Annotated in this window: 17 protein-coding genes; 15 read left to right on the top strand and 2 right to left on the bottom strand. The window is 66.8% G+C overall.

Annotated features, from left to right (window positions below; all coding sequences use genetic code 11):
- Positions 1-12: 12 nt before the first annotated feature.
- Complete coding sequence (locus tag ACN9M2_RS14290) at positions 13-1,896, bottom strand: M61 family metallopeptidase (protein WP_426285352.1); 1,884 nt, start codon at positions 1,894-1,896, stop codon at positions 13-15.
- Between the two features lie 162 nt (positions 1,897-2,058).
- Between ACN9M2_RS14290 and ACN9M2_RS14285 the strand changes: the two genes are divergently transcribed.
- The gene (locus ACN9M2_RS14285) at positions 2,059-2,502 is read left to right on the top strand and encodes a DUF4442 domain-containing protein (RefSeq protein ID WP_426285351.1); all 444 of its coding nucleotides are present in this window, start codon (positions 2,059-2,061) and stop codon (positions 2,500-2,502) included.
- Here ACN9M2_RS14285 and trxA read toward each other — a convergent pair whose 3' ends face one another.
- Positions 2,503-3,375, bottom strand: coding sequence for a thioredoxin (trxA, locus tag ACN9M2_RS14280; RefSeq protein WP_426285350.1), 873 nt, complete (start codon positions 3,373-3,375; stop codon positions 2,503-2,505).
- Positions 3,376-3,545: 170 nt separating this feature from the next.
- On the opposite strand from trxA, the gene ACN9M2_RS14275 reads away from it, so the two are divergent.
- From ACN9M2_RS14275 to tldD, 14 genes are all read left to right on the top strand, one after another.
- On the top strand, positions 3,546-4,157 hold the full coding sequence (locus ACN9M2_RS14275; protein ID WP_426285349.1) for a paraquat-inducible protein A: 612 nt from the start codon (positions 3,546-3,548) through the stop codon (positions 4,155-4,157).
- Positions 4,154-4,774 (top strand): paraquat-inducible protein A, encoded by a 621-nt coding sequence (locus ACN9M2_RS14270; RefSeq protein ID WP_426285348.1) that lies wholly within the window; start codon positions 4,154-4,156, stop codon positions 4,772-4,774. The genes ACN9M2_RS14275 and ACN9M2_RS14270 overlap by 4 nt, the downstream gene beginning before the upstream one ends.
- Positions 4,771-6,450: an intermembrane transport protein PqiB gene (locus ACN9M2_RS14265; protein WP_426285347.1), complete on the top strand. Its 1,680-nt coding sequence runs from the start codon at positions 4,771-4,773 to the stop codon at positions 6,448-6,450. The genes ACN9M2_RS14270 and ACN9M2_RS14265 overlap by 4 nt, the downstream gene beginning before the upstream one ends.
- Positions 6,447-7,040 carry a PqiC family protein gene (locus ACN9M2_RS14260; protein WP_426285346.1) on the top strand — a complete coding sequence of 198 codons (594 nt, stop codon included), beginning with the start codon at positions 6,447-6,449 and terminating at the stop codon, positions 7,038-7,040. The genes ACN9M2_RS14265 and ACN9M2_RS14260 overlap by 4 nt, the downstream gene beginning before the upstream one ends.
- A 114-nt stretch (positions 7,041-7,154) precedes the next feature.
- Positions 7,155-9,896, top strand: a complete 2,742-nt coding sequence (leuS, locus tag ACN9M2_RS14255) for a leucine--tRNA ligase (protein WP_426285345.1) — start codon at positions 7,155-7,157, stop codon at positions 9,894-9,896.
- Between the two features lie 2 nt (positions 9,897-9,898).
- Complete coding sequence (gene lptE, locus ACN9M2_RS14250; RefSeq protein ID WP_426285344.1) at positions 9,899-10,450, top strand: LPS assembly lipoprotein LptE; 552 nt, start codon at positions 9,899-9,901, stop codon at positions 10,448-10,450.
- A 9-nt stretch (positions 10,451-10,459) separates the two neighbouring features.
- Positions 10,460-11,470 (top strand): DNA polymerase III subunit delta, encoded by a 1,011-nt coding sequence (gene holA / locus ACN9M2_RS14245; protein ID WP_426285343.1) that lies wholly within the window; start codon positions 10,460-10,462, stop codon positions 11,468-11,470.
- Positions 11,467-12,108 carry a nicotinate-nucleotide adenylyltransferase gene (gene nadD / locus ACN9M2_RS14240; protein WP_426285342.1) on the top strand — a complete coding sequence of 214 codons (642 nt, stop codon included), beginning with the start codon at positions 11,467-11,469 and terminating at the stop codon, positions 12,106-12,108. Before holA ends, nadD begins: the two co-directional genes overlap by 4 nt.
- A 113-nt stretch (positions 12,109-12,221) precedes the next feature.
- Positions 12,222-12,608: a ribosome silencing factor gene (rsfS, locus tag ACN9M2_RS14235; RefSeq protein WP_371024808.1), complete on the top strand. Its 387-nt coding sequence runs from the start codon at positions 12,222-12,224 to the stop codon at positions 12,606-12,608.
- 7 nt (positions 12,609-12,615) lie between these two features.
- Positions 12,616-13,086: a 23S rRNA (pseudouridine(1915)-N(3))-methyltransferase RlmH gene (gene rlmH / locus ACN9M2_RS14230; RefSeq protein ID WP_306850077.1), complete on the top strand. Its 471-nt coding sequence runs from the start codon at positions 12,616-12,618 to the stop codon at positions 13,084-13,086.
- 10 nt (positions 13,087-13,096) lie between these two features.
- Positions 13,097-13,654: a Maf family protein gene (locus ACN9M2_RS14225; RefSeq protein WP_426285341.1), complete on the top strand. Its 558-nt coding sequence runs from the start codon at positions 13,097-13,099 to the stop codon at positions 13,652-13,654.
- 55 nt (positions 13,655-13,709) lie between these two features.
- Positions 13,710-15,197, top strand: coding sequence for a ribonuclease G (gene rng, locus ACN9M2_RS14220; RefSeq protein WP_371024811.1), 1,488 nt, complete (start codon positions 13,710-13,712; stop codon positions 15,195-15,197).
- A gap of 30 nt (positions 15,198-15,227) precedes the next feature.
- Positions 15,228-19,019, top strand: a complete 3,792-nt coding sequence (locus ACN9M2_RS14215; protein ID WP_426285340.1) for a YhdP family protein — start codon at positions 15,228-15,230, stop codon at positions 19,017-19,019.
- 217 nt (positions 19,020-19,236) lie between these two features.
- Positions 19,237-20,676, top strand: a complete 1,440-nt coding sequence (tldD, locus tag ACN9M2_RS14210) for a metalloprotease TldD (protein WP_426285339.1) — start codon at positions 19,237-19,239, stop codon at positions 20,674-20,676.
- Positions 20,677-21,000: the final 324 nt, after the last annotated feature.

Below are 21,000 nucleotides of genomic sequence, written 5' to 3'. Positions count from 1 at the left end.
ATCCCGGGGCTCTTATTTCTTCGGTGTGGCGATCGCCCCGATCAGGTCCTTGCCCTCGCCGCGCACCAGGTGCGGATATTTCAGGCCACCGTGATAGTCGACGCCGACGGTGCGGTAGTCGTCGATATCCTTGATCAGGAACTGGATGGGCGTGCTGCCCGACTTGGCCTCGGCCACCGCGTCCTTGAGTACCTGGGCCGAATAATCCTTGCCGTTCACGGCGACCAACGTGACGCCGGGAACGATGCCCGCTTTCGCGGCGACACCATCCCACTGCGAATCCGTCACCACGCCCTTGTCAGACACCTGGATGCCCAGTGAATAGGCGAGGTTGACCGTCTTGCGGAGTTTCTCCGCCGTCTTCGCGAATGCCGTGGGCTTGTCGTCGTACACCAGTTTCCAGCCGCCGCCCTCGATGCCGTGCTCGGGCAGGGTGTCGCCCGTGTAATCAAGGCGCTGGCGCAGGAAGCTCGCCCAATCGTAGGGCTGGATGCCGTTGAGGGTGGCGACCACGTCGTCGAAGGTATAGGTCTTGGGAACGTAGCTGCCGTTGTCCATGCCGTAGAAGGCGCGGGCGAACTCGTCCAGCGTGTGCTTTCCACCGGAGAGGTCGCGGATCTTCGTATCGACGTCGAGCCAGAGCATCTGGCCTTCCGGGTAATAATCAGAGCCGCGGCGCAGGTTGCCCCAGCCCTGGCTGCCGCCGCGCGACGACAGCGGAATACCGTCCGCGGTGTCCTGCAACGAACGCCACGAGCGACCCGTGCGTGCCGACATGTCGGCGGCGATCGCGGCCAGCGAATCGCGCCACTGGTCGGTGGTCCAGATTCCCGAACGTGCGGTGAGCACGCCGGCCCAATAATCGGTGAGGCCTTCGTACACCCAGAGCAGGTCGTCCTGCATCGGCTCGGTGAAGGTGGGCGTCCAGAGGTCGGCGGGGCGGCGGAACTTGCCGTTCCACGAATGGATGTATTCGTGCGGCAACAAGGTACCCGCCGCGACGTTCACGTCGGGGTCGGTGAGGAAGTTCGCGAAGAGGCGGTCGTCGCTGGACTGATGGTGCTCCAGTCCGAAGTGGTTCGTGTGGTCGGAGGTGACCAGCAGGAAATCGTAGTGCGCATAGTGGTGCGCGCCGAAGAGCTTGTTCGCCTGCACCACGAGCGCACGCTGCTTCGCGATCTGTTCTTCGGTGGCCTTGACCCCAGCGGCCGTATCACCGGTGATGTTGAGGTGCACCTGGGTGGCCTGGCCGGGCGCGAGGTCGATGCGGGTGAAGTATTTGCCCGTCATCAGCGGTGAATCCACCAGGTTCTCGAAACTCACCGGCTTGAAGGTGACCTCGTCGCCCGATTGCGAGGCCGTTTCCAAGGCGGAGGCGAACTTCCATCCCGAAGGCAGCTTCACGCTCGGCTCGATCGTGATCCGGCTGGTGTAGTGCCCGGCCGGATAGAAGGCCACTTCATTGAAAGAGAGCGGTATGTAGTTCGGCGTGGCGGGAGCGAGGTATTCGAAGGCGAGTTCGAGCTTGTCGACGCCGGCGGGTACATCCACGTGGAAGGCGTACATCTCTTTCAGGTCGCGGCGCCAGGGGATGCGCTTGCCGTTCGCCGTGATGACGAAGCCCGCCACGTTGGAGAGCGGGCCCGACGGCCCATGCACGCCGGGGATCCATTTCGGGTAGTAGAGGATCGCGTGGCCGGCGCTGACCGGGATCGTCTCGCGTACGTGATAGAGGTGCCTCGACGCATCGGAGAGATCGACATGCAGCGTCAGGTTACCGGGGTAGGGCTGGTCGGCGGCCACGGGGAGGTCCGCGGCGATGGCCTGGGACACGGAAAAGGCCATCGCGGAAGCGACGGCGGCGGCGAGGGTGGCGCGGCGGAGCGATTGGCGCATGGCTCGGATCCCCTGGCGGACGGTATCGACCGATGGTCGGGGCCGGAGGGCGGGGCGACCTGTGCCATAGGTCATGCATGGCATGGCGCGTTTGAAACGGGGGACTTCGCGTGCCGGAGGCACGCCGGTAGCATGGATTCGCCTGGAATCCCTGCGAACCCCATGAAAGCACCCACCCTGCGGCGCATCCTCAACGCCTGGCCACCTTTCCTGTTCACCGGAATCCGCGTGGTGCGGATGGACGATTACCGGTACGCGAAGGTGCGCCTGAAACTCGCCTGGTACAACCGCAACTACGTGCGCACGCAGTTCGGCGGCAACCTGTTTTCCATGACCGATCCGTTCTGGATGATCATGGTGCTCAAAAGCCTCGGCAACGACTACATCGTATGGGACCAGGCGGGAGAGATCCGTTTCGTCGCGCCAGGTCGCGAGGATGTCTACGCGGAGTTCCGCGTCGAGGAATCCCTGCTCGACGAACTGCGTGCCGCCACCGCGAACGGTGAGAAGTGTCTGCGCTGGTTCGACACCGACGTCCGCACGGCGTCGGGCGAACTCGTCGCCACGGTGCGCAAGCAACTCTACGTGAGGCGCAAGCGCCGCTGATCAGAACAGCAGCGACGCCATCTTGCGGCGATACGTACCCACCAGCTCCGCGTCGTCGATCGTCGCGAACGCCGCGAGCAGACGCTTCTTCGCCTGTCCGTCGTTCCAGTCGCGCTGGCGCTTGAGCACATCGATGAACTGGTCGAGGCCCGCCGGTGCGTCGCCTTCGATCAGCAGGCGAACGCCGAGCAGGTCGCGCGCCTCCCAGTCGGAATCGTTGGCCTGCACCCGCGCCTGGAGTTCCGCCAGCGACGGGGCACCGGCCAGTGCGCGGGCCAGTTCCAGCTGGCTGCGCAGGCGTACCGCACGGGCGTCGGTCGCGAGGTTGGCGGGCAGGGCATCGAGTTCGGCCTGGGCCGGTTCGACCTGGCCGGCCCGCATCAGGGCCAGGGCGAGGTCGAGCTTCAGTTCGGTACGGTCCGGCTCGGTGGCGATGGCCTGCTGGAGGCGATTGATGGCCTCTTCGGCGGTTTCAACCGGTGCCGGCGCGATGTCTTCGTCGTTGGCCGCATCGGCCGGCTGCACGCCGTGACGGGTGAGGAACTCGCGGATCTGGCCTTCCGGCAGTGCGCCGGCGAAGCCATCGACCACCTGGCCACCGCTGATCAGGACCACCGTCGGGATGCTGCGGACGCCGAACATGGCGGCCAGCTGCTGCTCGGCATCCACGTCGATCTTGGCCAGGCGAAAGCCCCCGTTGTACTCGGCGGCCAGCTTTTCCAGGATCGGGCCGAGCGACTTGCAGGGGCCGCACCATTCGGCCCAGAGGTCGACCAGGACGGGGGCTTCGAGCGATGCCTTGATGACGTCGTTCTCGAAACCGGCCGTGGTCGCGTCGAAGACATGTTCATTGCGGGTCTGGGCGCTGCTCACGGAAGGCTCCTGGGACAAGGTGTCGATGCCCGGTAAGTCGGGGAAGAGGGGGAGCATATCAAGCCCCCGGGGGCTTTTAGGACTACTCCTATCCATTCCCTCATGCGCCGTTTACGCGGATTTGCGATCATACGGCGCGGGCCGGTGCGGCCTCGAACCGCCGGGAAGGCATGCATAACGCCCAGGAACTGATCGTCTGCGAACACTGCGACTCCGTCTACCGGAGGCGTACGCTCGCGCGTGGCGAAGTCGCCGACTGCGTCGTTTGCGGCGCCGTGCTGGAACGGCACCAGTGGCTCGGCGTGGAAGCGCAGTTCGCCCTGATCGTCGCTGCGCTCATCGTCTTCGTCATCGCCAACGTCTCGCCCATCGTCACCCTCGGCCTGTCCGGGATGACCGCGGCCACGACCCTTTGGGGCGCGGTCATCGCCATGTGGAACGATGGCGCCCAGGTCGTGGCCTTCCTCAGCGCGATGACCCTGTTCTTCTTTCCACTCAGCCAGATCCTGATCTTCGGCTGGGTGCTCTGGTTCGCCCGCGCCCGGCGCCGGGCGCCCGGCTTCGCCCAGGCCATGTCGGCCCTGGTCAGGGTCAAGCCATGGAGCATGATCGAGGTGTTCATGCTGGGCACGCTCGTTGCGGTGGTGAAGGCGCACACCTATTTCGACGTGGTACCGGGGCCGGGCATCTGGGCGTTCGGCTTCCTTACGTTGCTGGTCACGTTGTTTTCCAGCCACGACCCGCGCCAGCTCTGGGATATAACGCGGGAGGCGAGGGCATGAACGCGCCGCCGCGAGCCAGTGAGCTGGGCATGATGTCCTGCCACGTGTGCCGGCTGGTCACGGCATACACGGACGACCCGCACGCGCATTGCCCACGCTGCGGCAATTCGTTGCACGCGCGCAAGCGCGGCAGTATCGGCCGGGCCTGGGCCTTGCTTGTGGCGGCGGCGATCTTCTACATCCCGGCGAACCTGTTCCCGATCATGCGCACGCAGAGTCTCTCGTCGAAAGACGACAACACGATCCTCAGCGGGATCGTGGAACTGTGGCGCGCGGGTTCGCCCGGCCTCGCGGTCATCGTCTTCACGGCGAGCATCGTCGTGCCCATGCTGAAATTCATCATCATGGGTTACCTGCTGGTGTCCGTGCAGCGTTCCAGTGGGTTCGTGGCGAAACAGCGGGCGCGGTTGTACCGCTTCGTGGAACTGGTCGGTTATTGGTCGATGCTCGACGTGTTCGTCGTGGCGATCCTGTCGGCCCTGGTCCACTTCAAGATCCTCAGCCGCGTCGAGCCCTTGCCCGGCGTGGTCTATTTCGGCGTGGTCGTCGTACTGACGATGCTATCGGCCATGAGCTTCGATCCCCGCCTGATCTGGGACAACAGGAAATCGCAATGAGCGACACCAACGTAGGAAACACGCCTCCGCCGGAGGATCTGCCGCAACCGGTCGTGCGCCGGTCGAAGCTAGGCTTCTCGCTGATCTGGCTGGTGCCGATCGTGGCCGCGCTCGTCGGCGTCTCGCTGCTGGTCAACCACTACACGTCCGCCGGACCCCGGATCACCGTGACCTTCCTCACCGCCGAAGGCATCGAGGCGGGCAAGACCCAGGTCAAGTACAAGAACGTGGTGATCGGCAAGGTCACGACGATGCGCCTTTCGCGCGACCGCACGCACATCACGGTCATGATCGACCTGGAGAAGGATGCCAGCGCCTTCGCCACCAAGAGCACCCGTTACTGGGTGGTGCGCCCGCGCATCGGCGCCAGTGGCGTATCCGGCATCGATACCTTGCTCTCGGGTGCCTTCATCGGCGCGGATGCCGGCGATTCGGACGAGGAGCAAAGCGACTTCACGGGCCTGGAGACACCGCCGGCGGTGACCCACGGCGCACCCGGCCGGCGCTTCGTGCTGCATTCCACGGACCTGGGTTCGCTGGATATCGGCTCGCCTGTGTACTACCGGCGCATCCAGGTCGGCCGGGTCGTCTCGTACGAGTTGGACAAGGACGGCAAGGGCGTCTCGTTGCAGCTCTTCATCGACGGGCCCAACGATCGCTTCGTAGGGAAGGACACGCGCTTCTGGAACGCCAGCGGCGTCGACGTGTCGCTCGGTGCCGACGGCCTGAAGATGAACACGCAGTCGCTGGCCACGGTGATCGCCGGCGGTGTCGCGTTCCAGGACCCGCCGGGGCCGCACGACGAGGCACCCGCGCCGGAAATGGCGGAGTACACCCTCTTCAGCGACCAGACCATGGCACTGGCGCCACCGGATGGCAAGCCGCGCTACATCCGCATGCGCTTCGAGCACTCGCTGCGCGGGCTGACCGTCGATGCGCCCGTCGAACTGCTCGGCGTGAAGGTCGGCCGCGTGGTTTCGGTGAACCTCGATTACGATCCGAAGACGCAGACCTTCCCTGTCATCGTCGGGGCCCTGGTCTATCCGCAGCGCCTGGGCCAGGCCAACGAGAAGCTGGCCAAGGCGGTCGGTGGCGACGAGGACAGCCTGTTCCCGCGAATCATGGGCGGGCTGGTCGCGCACGGGCTGCGTGCGCAGGCGCGCACCGGCAACCTGCTCACCGGCCAGCTCTACATCGCCCTGGATTTCGACCCGAAGGCGCCCAAGGTCGCTTTCGACGAGAAGACCAAGCCGGTGGAGGTGCCGACGACACCGGGTGATTTCGACCACCTGCAGGAACAACTTTCCAGCATCGTCGACAAGGTCGAGAAGATTCCGTTCGACTCGATCGGCAAGAACCTCGACGGCAGCCTGAAGGAACTCCAGGGCACCTTGAAGCAGGTCAACGGCGATCTCCTGCCCGAAGCGAAGAAGACCTTGCAAGGCGTGAACAGGACCGTGGGCACGGCCAACGACGCCCTGTCCGAGAATTCGCCCTTGCAGCAGAACATCGCCAACACGCTGGAGGAACTGCAGCGCACCGTGCGTTCGGTCCGCGCGTTCACCGATTACCTGGGACGGCATCCGGAAGCGCTGCTGCGCGGCCGCGGCGCCGACGCGCCGCCGAAGATCAGTACCCCGTCGTCCCCGAAGCAGGGCAAGGAAGAACAGCCATGACGCATACCCTCCGCCTCGCCGGTGCCGCCATCCTGATCGGCTCGCTGGCCGCCTGCGCTTCCGCGCCGACCCACTTCCACACGCTGGTTCCGCCTTCGGCGCCGATGGCGGCGGCCTCCGCGGCCTTCGTCATCGACGTGCAGCCGGTGGCCGTGCCGCCGCAGGTCGACCAGCCCGCGCTGGTGTTGCGCCAGGGAGCCGGTGGCATCGCCGTGCTCGATGGGGAGCGTTGGGCCTCGCCGCTGGGCGACGAGATCCGGGGTGCGCTATCGGCCGATCTGGCGGCTCGGCTCGGGACGCACGACGTCCATGGGCTGCCCAGGGTGAAGGACAGCAAGGTCGTCGGCGTGCGGCTCGACGTCCGCCGGTTCGATTCGGAAGTCGGCGGCAACGCCACGCTGGAAGCCTCCTGGTCGGTGCGTGTCGCCGAGGGCGCAGCCGTCACCTGCGCCTCGCGTATCGCCGAGCCCGCCGGCTCGACGTACGACAGCCTCGTGGAGGCCCATCAGCGTGCCGTGGGCAAGGTGGCCGACCAGGTCGCTGTGGCCGTGCGCGCCGTGGCCGCCGGGCAGACCCCTCCCTGCCAATAAGCCGAGGGAGTGGCCTCGATACTTGGCCCGAAGGGCCCCGTGGGATAGTCTCCCGCGATTGACCGCCGCGTTTTCTCCTGCGGCCAACCGAGCATTCCATTGGTACCGAACACCATGCAGGACACCCACGATCAGGGCACGCGCGAGCAGGGCGGCTACGCCCCGGACGTCGTCGAGACGGCCGCCCAGCGCTTCTGGAACGAAACCCGCGCCTTCGAGGTCACGGAAGACACATCCAGGCCGAAGTATTACTGCCTCTCGATGCTGCCGTACCCCTCGGGTGCCCTGCACATGGGCCACGTGCGCAACTACACCATCGGCGACGTGATCAGCCGCTTCCAGCGCCAGCAGGGCAAGAACGTGCTCCAGCCGATGGGTTGGGACGCCTTCGGCCTGCCCGCCGAGAACGCCGCGATCAAGAACAACACGGCACCGGCGAAGTGGACCTACAAGAACATCGAACACATGCGCGAGCAGTTGAAGCGCATGGGCTTCGCGTACGACTGGACCCGCGAGGTCACCACCTGCAAGCCGGAGTACTACCGCTGGGAGCAGCAGATGTTCACCCGGCTGATGAAGAAAGGCCTGGTGTACCGCAAGAACAGCGTCGTGAACTGGGACCCGGTCGACCAGACCGTGCTGGCGAACGAGCAGGTCATCGACGGCCGGGGCTGGCGCTCCGGCGCGGTGGTCGAGAAGCGCGAGATCCCGCAGTGGTTCCTGAAGATCATTGCCTACGCGCAGGAGTTGCTCGACGGCCTCGACGCGTTGCCGGGCTGGCCCGAAGCGGTCAAGACCATGCAGCGCAACTGGCTGGGCCGCTCCGAAGGCCTGGAGATCACCTTCGACGTGGACGGCCAGGACGAGCCGCTCACCGTGTTCACCACGCGGCCGGACACGCTCATGGGCGTGTCCTACGTGGCCGTGGCCGCCGAGCATCCGATCGCGACGCGCGCGGCCGAGGGTAACCCCGGCTTGTCCGCCTTCATCGACAGCTGCAAGGCCGGCGGCGTGTCCGAAGCCGAGCTGGAAACGCAGGAGAAGCGCGGTTACTACACCGGCATCGACGCCACGCATCCGCTCACCGGTGAAAAGGTGCCGGTGTGGGTCGCCAACTTCGTGCTGATGGGCTACGGCACCGGCGCCGTCATGGCCGTGCCCGGGCATGACCAGCGCGACTGGGAGTTCGCCCAGAAGTATTCCCTGCCGATCAAGATGGTCGTGGTCGACCGTGGCGTCGTCGACGCCGTGGCGGAACTGAAGCGCGATCTCGCCACCGAAGGCACCGACACGGTACAGAACGCCCTGGATGGCGGTTCCTCGGACGCTTACCAGTCGTCGGCCGCGGTCGAGACGATCAAGACGTTCGAGAACAATATCCAGACCGCCGGCGCGTACACGGACTACGGCACCCTGATCAACTCGGGCGAATTCGACGGCCTGGACTTCAAGGCGGCGTTCGATGCCATCGCCGCGAAGCTCGAAGCCGCCGGGCGTGGCGAACGCCGGGTCAACTGGCGTATCCGCGATTGGGGTGTCAGCCGCCAGCGCTACTGGGGCTGCCCGATCCCCGTGATCCATTGCCCGGCGTGCGGCGCCGTGCCGGTGCCCGAAGACCAGTTGCCGGTGGTGCTGCCGGAAGACGTGGCCTTCTCCGGCGTGCAGTCGCCGATCAAGGCCGATCCGGAGTGGCGCAAGACCACTTGCCCGGATTGCGGTGGCGCCGCCGAGCGTGAAACCGACACCTTCGATACCTTCATGGAATCGAGCTGGTACTACGCGCGCTACACGAGTCCCGGTGCGAACGGGCAGGTGGACGAGCGTGCCAACTACTGGACCCCGGTCGACCAGTACATCGGTGGCATCGAGCACGCGATCCTGCACCTGCTGTATTTCCGCTTCTACCACAAGCTCATGCGCGACGAGGGGCTGGTGGACAGCGACGAGCCGGCGACGAACCTGCTCTGCCAGGGCATGGTGATCGCCGAGACGTACTTCCGTAAGGAAGCCGACGGGTCCAGCACCTGGTTCAATCCGGCCGATGTCGACGTGCAGCGCGACGAACGCGCACGCATCGTCGGCGCGGTGCTGCGCGCGGACGGCGAGCCGGTGGAAATCGGTGGCGTCGAGAAGATGTCCAAGTCGAAGAACAACGGCGTGGACCCGCAGTCGATGGTCGAGAAGTACGGTGCGGACACCGTGCGCCTGTTCTCGATGTTCGCCGCGCCGGCGGACCAGTCGCTGGAGTGGAACGAAGCCGGCGTGGAAGGCATGGCGCGCTTCCTGCGCCGCCTCTGGCGCGACATCCATACGCATGCCTCGTCCGTCGCTTCGGGCGAGGACGGAGCGGGCGAGGCCGCGCGCAAGACGCTGCGCCGCCAGTTGCACGAGACGATCCAGAAGGTGAGCGACGATATCGGCCGCCGCCAGTCCTTCAATACCGCCATCGCCGCCCTGATGGAGTTGCTGAACGCGTTGGGCAAGTTCGACGACGCCAGCACCCGGGGCCAGGCGCTGCGCCAGGAGGCCTTCACGGCCATCGTCCAGCTGATCAATCCGTTCACCCCCCATGTCTCGCACGCGCTGTGGCAGGTGCTCGGCCATGGCGAGACCCTGGTCGAGGACGCCGGCTGGCCGCAAGTGGACCCGGCGGCGCTGGTCCGCGACTCGCTGACCTACGCGGTGCAGGTGAACGGCAAACTTCGCGCTACCATCGAGGTGCCGGCAGCGGCCTCGAAGGACGAGGCGGAAGCCATGGCGCGGGCCGAACCCAACGTGGCCCGCATGCTCGAAGGCCAGACCGTGCGCAAGGTGATCGTCGTGCCCGGCAAGATCGTCAACATCGTCGCAGGATAACCATGAGCCCGAACCTCCTTCGTTCGCTTCGCATCGCCGCGCTGGTCTCCATCGCGGCCCTGGTCAGTGCCTGCGGCTTCCACCTGCGCCAGAGCGCGGCGTTGCCCCCGGGGATGAAGAAGATCCACCTCACGGTGTCCGGCGGCGGCAAGCTGGAACGCGAGCTCACCCGGGCGCTGGAAAATTCCGACGTGACGATCGTGGACAAGCCCTCGGTCGACGCGGCCGAACTGGCTGTCACCTCGAACACCTTCCGCACCGATTCGCTGACCGTCAGCGGTACGGCACGCGTCACGGAATACGCGGTGCGCTACCACGTCGATTTCAACGCGAAGGCGGGTGACGGTACGGTGATCATCCCTTCGCAGTCGGTCGATATGTCCCGCGAATTCAGCTACGACGCGACCAACACCATCGGTACCGCGAGCCAGACCGAAGAGCTGCAGCGCAGCCTCATCGGCGACATGGTCCAGGCGATCCTGTTCCGCTTGCAGGCGGCTGGCGCGCATCCGGCCATGGCGGCGCCCGCGCAGGCGCCCGCCACCTCGAACTGAGCCGGCGGCGTGCCCTTCAACCCGAGCCAGTGGCAGAAGCATCTCGCGGGCGACCGCATGGCGCCGGTTTATCTGCTGGTCGGCGAGGAACTGCTCGTGCTGGAAGCGGCCGATGCCGTGCGCGCCATGGCGCGCCGGCTCGGTTACGCCGAGCGCGAGGTACTGGAAGCGGACAGCCGCTTCGATTGGGACGACCTGGCCCGCGCTTCGGCGGGGCTGTCGCTGTTCGCCACCCAGCGCCTGCTCGACCTGCGTCTCGCCGGCGGCCGCGCGGGGAAGGACGGCGGCGCGGCGATCTCCGAATTCGTGGCCAATCCTCCGCCGGATACCACCTTGTTGATCACCGCCACCGAATGGAGCAGCAAGCACGAGGCGGTCTGGACCAAGACGGTCGACCAGGGCGGTATCCAGGTGGTGTTCAACGCCCCACGGCCGCATGAATGGACACAATGGGTCGGGGGGCGGCTCGCCTCGCGTGGCGTCAAGGCCACCCCCGACGCCGTGGCGATGCTGGCCGAGCGCGTGGAAGGCAACCTGCTGGCCGCCGCCCAGGAAGTGGACAAGCTGGTGGTCCTCGCCGGCGATCAGCGCCTCGACGCCGCGACACTGGAAGGTCTCGTGGCCGACAGTGCCCGCTACGACGCATTCAAGCTCACCGACGCCGCCTTCGCCGGTGAGGGAGGGCGCGCCCTGCGCATCCTCGCCGGCCTGCGCGCCGAAGGCGACGAGCTCATCGCGTTGATGGGGTGGCTGGTCAACCAGTTGCAACTCGCCATGCGCCTGGCCAACGCGCGTGACTTCGGCGCGCAGGCAAAGGCCGAGCGCCTCTGGCCCGCGCGTGAGCAGTTGTTCCGCAAGGCGCTGCGTCGCGCGCCACGCGAGCACTGGATGGCGTGCCTTGCCCGCGCCGCGCGCATCGACCGCATGGCCAAGGGCCGCGAACAAGGCGATCCCTGGCTGGAAGCCGAGCGGCTGGTCGCCGCCATCGCCGAGCCGCGCGCGGCTGCCGTTTTCGCATGAGCCGGACGCGCCCGCTCGCCATACTCGGCGGCACCTTCGACCCGGTCCATCACGGACACTTGCGGGCCGCCTGGGAGGCGGCCGAAGCACTCGACGCCGAGGTGCGCCTTGTGCCCGCGCGCACGCCGCCGCACCGGCCACCCCCCGTCGCCGATGCCAGCGGCCGTGTCGCCTTGCTGCGCGCGGCGCTCGCGGGGCAGGATCGCCTCGCCCTCGATACCCGCGAACTGGACCGCGACGGCCCGTCCTATACGGTCGACACGCTGGCGTCCCTTCGTGCCGACATCGGGCCGGACCGGTCGCTGGTGCTCCTGGTGGGCGCCGATGCGTTCGCCGGACTGGCGTCCTGGCACCTCTGGCGGGACCTCTTCGCGTTCGCCCACGTGGGCGTGCTGACGCGCCCCGGGACCCTCCACCCGCCGTCGGGCGAACTGGCGGCTTTCATCGCCGGGCGCCGGGTGGAGCGTTTGCAGGGGCCCTCCGGGCAGGTGGTCGACATCGCGATCACGCCACTCGACATCGCCGCCACGGCGATCCGCGAGTCGTTCGCGGCGGGTGGCGAGCCGCGCTTCCTGATGCCCACGGCCTGCTTCGCCGACGAGGCGTTGCTGGCGCCTTATCGCGCCCTCGGGCGCTAATCGCCGACCCTGTCGGCGATGCCTTTACCTGCCCAGGCATTTGACGCACCCCGGACCCACGGGGGTTATACTCGCCACAACCCCGGCATTCCGCCGTACGAGGTTTCCGTATCTTGAGTTCGACCGCATCCCGCAAGGCCAAGTCCGCCGCCACCAACGAACATCTGCGTCAGCGCGTGGTTGCCGCCCTCGAAGACCTCAAGGCCAAGGACGTCCGTGAAATCGATGTCCGCGGCAAGACCTCCATCGCCGACATCCTGTTCATCGCATCGGGCACCTCCGCCCGTCACGTCAAGTCGATCGCCGACGAAGTCATCAAGTTCGCCAAGGAGGCGGGCGTGATGCCGCTCGGCGTCGAAGGACAGACCGAAGCCGAATGGGTGCTCGTCGACCTCGGCGACATCATCGTCCATGTGATGATGCCGCGTATCCGCGAGTTCTACGGCCTGGAGCGTCTCTGGACCGTCGGCGACGACGGCGCCGAAGCCGCGAACGCCTGAGCCCGCCATGCGGGCTCGCCTCATCGCGGTCGGCGAACGCATGCCGGCCTGGGTGGCCGAAGGCTTCGCCGAATACCGGAAGCGGCTGTCCCACGACTTTCCCCTCGAACTGGTCGAGATCAAGCCCGGTGCGCGCGGCAAAGGCCGCGACGACGCACGGGCGACGCTCGACGAGGGCGTCGCCATCCTGGCGACGCTGCCACGCGACATCCACGTCGTCGCCCTCGATGGGCGTGGCAAGGCATGGTCCAGCGAAGATCTCGCCCGGCAGCTGGAGCAATGGCGCATGGGTGGGCGCGATGTCGCCTTCCTCATCGGCGGCCCTGACGGTCACGCGCCCGAGGTACTGGCGCGAGCGGACCAGACCTGGTCGCTGGGGCCGTTGACCCTGCCGCACATGCTCGTCCGCCTCGTGCTGGCCGAGCAGCTGTACCGCGCCACGACCCTCGTCGCCGGCCATCCCTACCACCGTGCCTGAAGGAACCGCCGTGCTGTACCTGGCCTCGCAATCGCCCCGCCGCCGCGAACTCCTGGCCCAGATCGGCGAAGACCACCGCATCCTCGAGGTGGACGTGGAGGAGATCCGCGAGCCCGGCGAGCCAGCGGACGCCTATGTGTCACGCGTGGCGCGGGACAAGGCGCGGGCGGGATTCGCGCGCGTGATGGGTGAACCGGGCGCACGGGTGCTGGGTGCCGACACCGAGGTGGTACTCGGCGATGAAGTCTTCGGCAAACCTCGTGATGCCGCGGACGCCGTGGCCATGCTCGGCCGCCTTGCCGGACGCGAGCATCGCGTGCTCTCGACCGTATGGCTGGTGGAGGCCGGCGGGGAACGGCATGCGGTATCGGTATCGACGGTGCGCTTCGCGCCCCTCTCCGGGCGCGCCATCGCGTCCTACGTGGCCACCGGCGAATGTTTCGGCAAGGCGGGCGCCTATGCGATCCAGGGTGCGGCGGCGGCCTTCGTGGAACATCTTTCGGGCAGTTACTCCGGCGTCATGGGCCTGCCCCTGTTCGAAACCTTCCAGCTCCTCCACGGTCAGTGACAGGCTGTCGACGCGCGGGCTATAAAGCACGATGACTCAAGGAAAAGGGGCGCCGGTGAGCGAGGAAATACTGATCAATGTCACGCCGCGTGAGACGCGGGTGGCGATCGTCGAAAACGGCATGCTCCAGGAAGTCCACGTGGAGCGTGCGCAGAAGCGCGGCTACGTGGGCAACGTGTACAAGGGACGCGTGCAGCGCGTGATGCCCGGCATGCAGGCCGTGTTCGTGGAGATCGGGCTGGAGCGTGCCGCGTTCCTGCACGCCTCCGATATCGTGCGCCCGCCGTTGCCACCGACCGATGCGCCGGTGGATGGCAAGGGCAACGGACATGGGCCGGTGCCGTCGATCTCCGAACTGGTGCACGAGGGACAGGAAATCGTCGTGCAGGTGGTCAAGGACCCGATCGGTAGCAAGGGCGCGCGGCTTTCCACGCACTTGTCGATCCCATCGCGCTACCTCGTCCTCTTGCCGCATTCGCGCACGCTGGGCGTATCGGTGCGCATCGAGGAAGAAACCGAGCGCCAGCGGCTCAAGGACATCCTCAATCCGCTGATCGGCGAGAACCACCTGGGCTACATCGTGCGCACCAATGCGGAAGGCCAGTCGGAGGAATCGCTCGCGTTCGACGTGACCTACCTCGGCAAGGTCTGGCGCGTGGTGCAGGAGAACATCCAGAAGGCCAAGGTCGGCGAGCGCGTGTACGAGGAACTCTCGCTGCCGCTGCGCTCCTTGCGCGATTCGCTCAACGACGGCATCGAGAAGGTTCGCGTGGATTCACGCGAAACCTACGAGAAAACGGTCAAGTTCGTGCACAAGTTCATGCCGGTGCTGTCCGACCGCATCGAGCACTATGCGGGCGAACGGCCGATCTTCGACCTCTATGGCGTGGAGGACGAGATCCAGCGTGCGCTGCGCAAGGAAGTGCCGCTGAAATCGGGCGGCTACCTGATCGTCGACCAGACCGAAGCGATGACCACCATCGACGTCAACACGGGCGGTTACCTCGGTACCCGCAACCTCGAGGAAACCGTGTATCGCACGAACCTGGAGGCCGCGCAGGCGGCGGCTCGCCAGCTGCGGCTGCGCAACCTCGGCGGCATCATCATCATCGACTTCATCGACATGATCGACGACGAGCACAAGCGCCAGGTATTGCGCATGCTCGAGAAGGGCCTGGCGAAGGATCATGCGAAGACCACGGTTTATCCGATGTCGGCCCTGGGCCTGGTCGAGATGACCCGCAAGCGCACCACCGAAAGCCTCGAACGCCAGTTGTGCGAGCCGTGCCCCGCTTGCAGCGGCCGCGGCACGCTGAAGACCGCCGAGACCGTGATCTACGAGATATTCCGCGAGATCACGCGTGCGGTGCGCCAGTTCAACGCGCAGAAGCTCCTGGTGATGGCCAGCCCCAAGGTGGTCGGCCGCATCCTCGAGGAGGAATCGGCGGCCGTCGCGGAACTGGAAGAATTCATCGCCAAGAGCATCCGCTTCCAGGCGGAAGAGCATTACTCGCAGGAACAGTTCGATGTCGTCCTCCTCTGAACCCGGCGCGCACCGCCGGAACCCGGGCCGGTGAATCCGCACTGGCGCCATCGCGCACGACGCCTGCGGTTCTTCTTCCTGGGTCTGGTCGCGAGCCTGTTGGTCGCCCTCGCGATCGTGATGGCGCTCGGCCAGCTGTTGCTGCCGCTGGCGGCGCGCTATCCGGAGCGGGTGGCGACGCTACTCAGCGATCGCTTGCACCGTCCGGTGCGTTTCGCCTCGCTGGAAGGCTTCTGGCGGCCATCCGGCCCGTTGTTCGTGATGCGCGACGTCACCATCGCGCCCACGGAAGGCGGTGAACCCCTGCACCTTCCGCAGGCGGCGGTGAAGCTCGACTTCGGCGCGTTCGTGCTGCCGTCGCGGCATCTCATCAACCTGCGCCTGAGCGATCTCCGCCTCGGCTTGCGCCGGGCCGTCGACGGGCGTTGGAGCATCGATGGTTTCGGCGCGGGAGGCGGCACCCAGAAGGTCTCCCTGGGCAATCTTTCGGCCGACCTCTGGCTCGGCAACCTGCACCTGGACATCGCCGACGACACCACCCAGCGGCACTACGGCCTGGTGGCCGACAAGCTGCGGATCAGCCTGCAAGGCCGGACCATCCGGTTCGGAGGCACCTTGCGTCGCGAGCATGTCGGCGGGCTGCTCAGCGCCGCGGGCCGGTTCGCCGACGACGGTTCGAACGGACGCGTCTACGTGAAGGGCGCCGACGTCGATTTCGCTGCGCTCACCGGCGACTTCGACGCCAACGGCTACGCCCTGGCGGGCGGCAAGGGGCGTTTCGAAACGTGGCTGGACTGGCGCGATGCGCACGTGGTGCGCGCGACGTCGCGGCTCGACCTCGAGAACCTCGCCATCCGCGGGCCCGCACGCACGGTCAGCACGGCAGGCTTGCATGGCGTCGTCGATTTCCACCGCACCGCCGACGGGCAGCGGATCGACTGGGCGGGAAACGATGGCAGCGACGTCGCCCTCGTCTTGCGCAAATCGGGTGAACGAAGCGACGGTACGCTGGTGGGACGCACGCTCGACCTGGCGCCCTTGCTGCCCTGGGCTGGCGTCTTGCCCCAGATGTCGCCATCGCTGGCGCGCTGGCTGGGCGAAGGGCACCCACGTGGCCGCTTCGACCAGCTGCGCGCCGACTGGAACTCCGTCGACGGTGTGAGTTTCGCGCATGCCACCTTCTCCGGCGTGGGCATCGACGCCAGTGGCAGCTTGCCTGGCGTGTCTTCGTTGAAAGGCGAGGTGTTCGGCGATGGCGAGGCACTGGCGCTCAGCCTGCCGAAGCAACCCACCACGATCGACGCCACCGGCGTGTTCCGCAAACCGTTCGTCATGGCCTCGCTTGGCGGCGACATCGCGGTGTACAAGGACGAAGGTGACTGGCACGTCGGCGTCGACCCGCTGGATTTCCGCGGCGAGGGATATGGCGGCCAGGCGCGCGGCGAACTCGTCCTGCCGGCGGCCGACACCGGTCCCTTCATGGACATGTACATCGCGCTCGGCGAGGGCGAGGTGCCTGCCGCCAAACTGTTCTGGCCGATCCATTCGATGTCCGAAGGCGCGCAGAACTGGCTCAACCGCGGCCTCGTGTCCGGTCGCATCGAGGGTGGTTCGGCGTTGCTTCGCGGCAACCTGCGCGAGTTTCCGTTCAAGAATCAGGAAGGGCGCTTCGAGGCCCGTGCCGCGATCGCCGATCTGGTGCTCGACTACGGCACGGGATGGCCGCGCGCCGAGGGCGTCGCCGCCGTCGCCAACTTCATCGGCAACGGCATGTATGTCGAAGCGAGCGAAGGCCATTCGCTCGGCAACGCCGTGAGTTCGGCGTCGGCGGCCATTCCCGACTTCGCCGATGGCATCCTCGATCTCAAGGTGAGCGGCGCGGGAACGGGTGGCAGCTACCTCGACTTCATCAAGAACAGCCCGGTCGCCAGCCGCAGCCGCGAGGCACTCGACGCGATGAAGCTCGGCGGTACGGGCGAATTCGGCTTCAACCTGCTCATGCCCCTGAAGAGCGCGAAGGACTTCACGCTGCAAGGCAAGGCCACCATCAAGGACGCGGATCTCGTCGCCGACGCGTGGAAGCTGCGCCTCGACAAGATCACCGGCCCCATGACGTTCGACGGCACGGGCTTCTCCGCGAAAGGCCTGAAGACCGCGTACCGCGGCCAGCCCGCCGACCTCGACGTCGCCATCGCGGGCGCGACCGGCGATCCGGCGAAGATCGTCGATGCGTCGCTCACGGGCGCCTTCACGGTCGGCGAGATGGTCGGCGGTTTCGAAAACCTGAAATGGCTGAGCGACATCGCAAAGGGACGCGGCACGTTCCGCATCGGCTTCGACCTGAGCAAGACGGGGGAGGGCGACGCCACCGCACAGACGCTACGGGTCGATTCCGACCTGCGAGGCGTGGAACTGACGATGCCCACGCCGGTGAAGAAACCGGCGAACACCGCCACGCCGCTATCGGTACGAGTCGGGCTTCCCGTGGATGGTGCGCGCCTGGATGTCGCCCTGGGCGACGCGGTGCGTGGACGCCTGCGTTTGCCGACGGACACGGTGCCCATCGCCGCGGCTTTCAATCTCGGCGCCACGGCGCCGGCGGCGGTGCCCACGCAGGGTTACCTGATCGGCGGTCATGCTCCCCGGCTCGATGTGTCCGGCTGGGTCCAGTACGTGGTGGGTCTTTCCAGCGGTGGCAGCGGGCCGGGCTTGTCCGCGCTGGACGTGAGCGCGGACGACGGTGAAGTCTTCGGCCAGCATTTCGCGAACATGCATCTCGTCGCCCGTCCCGGTCCGCAAGCGTTGTCGCTGCGCGTGGACAGCGACGCCATGACGGGTCAGATGACCGTGCCGAACGAAGAATTGCGCCGACGCGGCATCACCGCGCGGATGGATCGCCTGTGGTGGCCTGCGACCGACGACGCGAAAGCAACACCCGCCCAGGCACAGAAGTCGCCGGATGCGAACGAAGCCGGCGTGGCTCCCGCCAGCCTGCCGCCGTTGCATCTGCAAGTGACCGACATGCGCCTGGGCAAGGCGCGCCTCGGCGAGGCGCGGCTGGAAACCTGGCCGACCGACGAGGGCATGCACATCGACCAGCTGAGGGCGCAGTCGAAGAACGTGCAGATCACCGCCACGGGCGACTGGAATGGTGACGAGAAGCGCAGCCGCACACACTTGTCGATGGACTTCGCTTCCGAGGACGTCGCACGCATGTTCGACGCGCTCGGCTTCGCCGGCATCCTGCAGGGCGGCCGCGCCGAGGCACGGCTGGACGCGGCCTGGCCCGGCGGGCCTTCCGCGCTGGCGCTGGCGAACATGGACGGCACCTTGAGGGTCGACGTCGCCAATGGGCGAATCCTCGAAGTTCAGCCCGGCGTGGGCCGTCTGTTCGGCCTCGTCTCGGTCACGGAACTCCCGCGGCGCCTGTCGCTGGATTTCGGCGATGTCCTGGGCAAGGGTTTCGCCTTCGATTCGATCGCGGGCGATTTCCGTTTCGCCGACGGCAACGCCACGACGCAGAACCTGAAGATCCGCGCACCCGCCGCGGAGATCACGATCACCGGTCGAGCCGGACTCAAGGCACGTGATTACGACCAGGAGGTGCTGGTGGTCCCGCACCTGGGTAGCAGCCTTCCGGTCGTGGGTGCCCTCGCGGGTGGCCCGGTGGGTGCGGCGGCGGGCCTGGCCGTGCAAGGCATCCTGGGCAGGGGCCTCAACCAGGCGGCGCGCAAGCGTTACCACGTCACCGGCAGCTGGGATAAACCCGTTTTCACGCCCATCGACAAGGGCGGCCCCTCGACCGCGCCCGAAGCGCGCTGACCGGGCTCCAGGCCTCCTACGACCGCGAGATGACACGCGATCTCATGGCGGCCACCCTGGATGCCATTGTTCCCTGGTCGGTGCTCGAGAAGCAGAACAGGCAACTCAAGAAGTGAAACAACGGCTCGGCCGGTCCCGTCAAGCGCGGCTCCAGGGTTTAACCTGATGGTTCCAGGCCCCATTATCGGGGCTCCCGTTTTCCCTACCGGCTACCCAGATGGATTCCCTGATTTCCCTCGCCGAACGTCGCCTGCTCACGCCGGGCGGCCTTGCCTCCAACGACCTGGACCGGGTGTTTTCCCAGCTCATGGGCCCCTCGATCGACGCCGCGGACCTGTATTTCCAGCACTCGCGCAGCGAGTCCTGGGTGCTGGAGGAAGGCATCGTGAAGGACGGTAGCCATTCGATCGAGCAGGGCGTCGGTGTGCGGGCGATATCCGGTGAGAAGACCGGTTTCTCGTACTCCGACGAAATCGTCCTGCCGCAGCTGCTGGAGGCGTCGCGCGCCGCGAGGGCCATCGCCCAGGGCGGCGCGGGCGCGGGGAAGCCGCTGGCGATCGCCACCGGCCGTGGGCTATACCCGGCGATCGATCCGGTGGAGAGCCTGCCCAACGAAGAGAAGATCGCGCTCCTGCGCGAGGTGGACGCCTACGCACGTTCGCGGGACCCGCGGGTGAAGCAGGTGGTGGTGAGCCTGGCGGCGACGATGGATACGATCCTGGTTGCCGGTTCCGATGGCACGCTGGCCGCCGACGTGCGTCCGCTGGTACGGCTCAACGTGCAGGTGATCGCCGAACAGGGTGGGCGCCGCGAGCAGGGGCATGCCGGCGGCGGCGGTCGTTATGGCTACCGTGAGCTGATCGAGAATGGCCGCGCGCATGCGTTCGCCGCCGAAGCCGTGCGCCAGGCGCTGGTCAACCTCGAGGCTGTCGACGCGCCTGCGGGAAGCATGACCGTCGTACTCGGTCCCGGCTGGCCCGGCATCCTCCTGCACGAGGCCATCGGTCACGGCCTCGAAGGCGACTTCAATCGCAAGGGTAGCTCCGCCTTCGCGGGCCGCGTCGGCCAGCGCGTGGCCGCCGAGGGCGTCACGGTGGTCGACGACGGCACGTTGCCGGGCCGACGCGGCTCGCTCAGCATCGACGACGAGGGTACGCCCACCGAGTGCACCACGCTGATCGAGAACGGCATCCTCAAGGGCTACATGCAGGACAAGCTCAATGCGCGCCTCATGGGCGTGAAGTCCACGGGTAATGGCCGCCGCGAGTCGTTCGCGCAATTGCCGATGCCGCGCATGACGAACACGTACATGCTCGCCGGCAACCGTGAGCCGGAGGAAATCATCCGTTCGGTGAAGCGTGGCATCTACGCGGTGAATTTCGGTGGCGGCCAGGTGGATATCACCAATGGCAAGTTCGTCTTCTCCGCGAGCGAGGCGTACCTCATCGAGGACGGCAAGGTCACCCGTCCGGTGAAGGGAGCCACGCTGGTCGGCTCGGGCCCCGACGTGCTCACGCGCGTGTCGATGATCGGCAACGACCTTGCGCTCGACGAAGGCGTGGGCGTGTGCGGCAAGGATGGCCAGAGCGTGCCGGTCGGCGTCGGCCAGCCGACCTTGCGGGTCGATGGCATGACCGTTGGCGGCACCGCCGCCTGATCTTCCTTCGGGAAGCCGTCTTGTCCAAAACTATCCACTTGCGCTAAACCGGACGCGTGTCACGGAACGCGAGCGTATGGTCGATGTTCCGGGGTCGGTACCCCTATTTGGTATTGTGACTGTCATTCCGCAGGCGGATGATCCGCGCAGACAGCGTATGGATGGCTAAACCCGGTAGCGCAGCAGGGGCTCGCACAGACCGGCATCAGGGTTGACAGTCCACTCACCGCAGAACGACACAGGCAGCCGGCGATTCCTTCGCCGGCTCATGGCGTCGTGCGCGTCGAGCATCGCGCTGTTCCCACGCGGCACAAACAGGGGACC

Origin of the sequence: Luteibacter sp. E-22 (genome assembly GCF_049913125.1) — a bacterium.
In the GTDB taxonomy this organism is placed as follows: domain Bacteria; phylum Pseudomonadota; class Gammaproteobacteria; order Xanthomonadales; family Rhodanobacteraceae; genus Luteibacter.
This window is presented reverse-complemented; position numbering and strand designations above follow the sequence as displayed.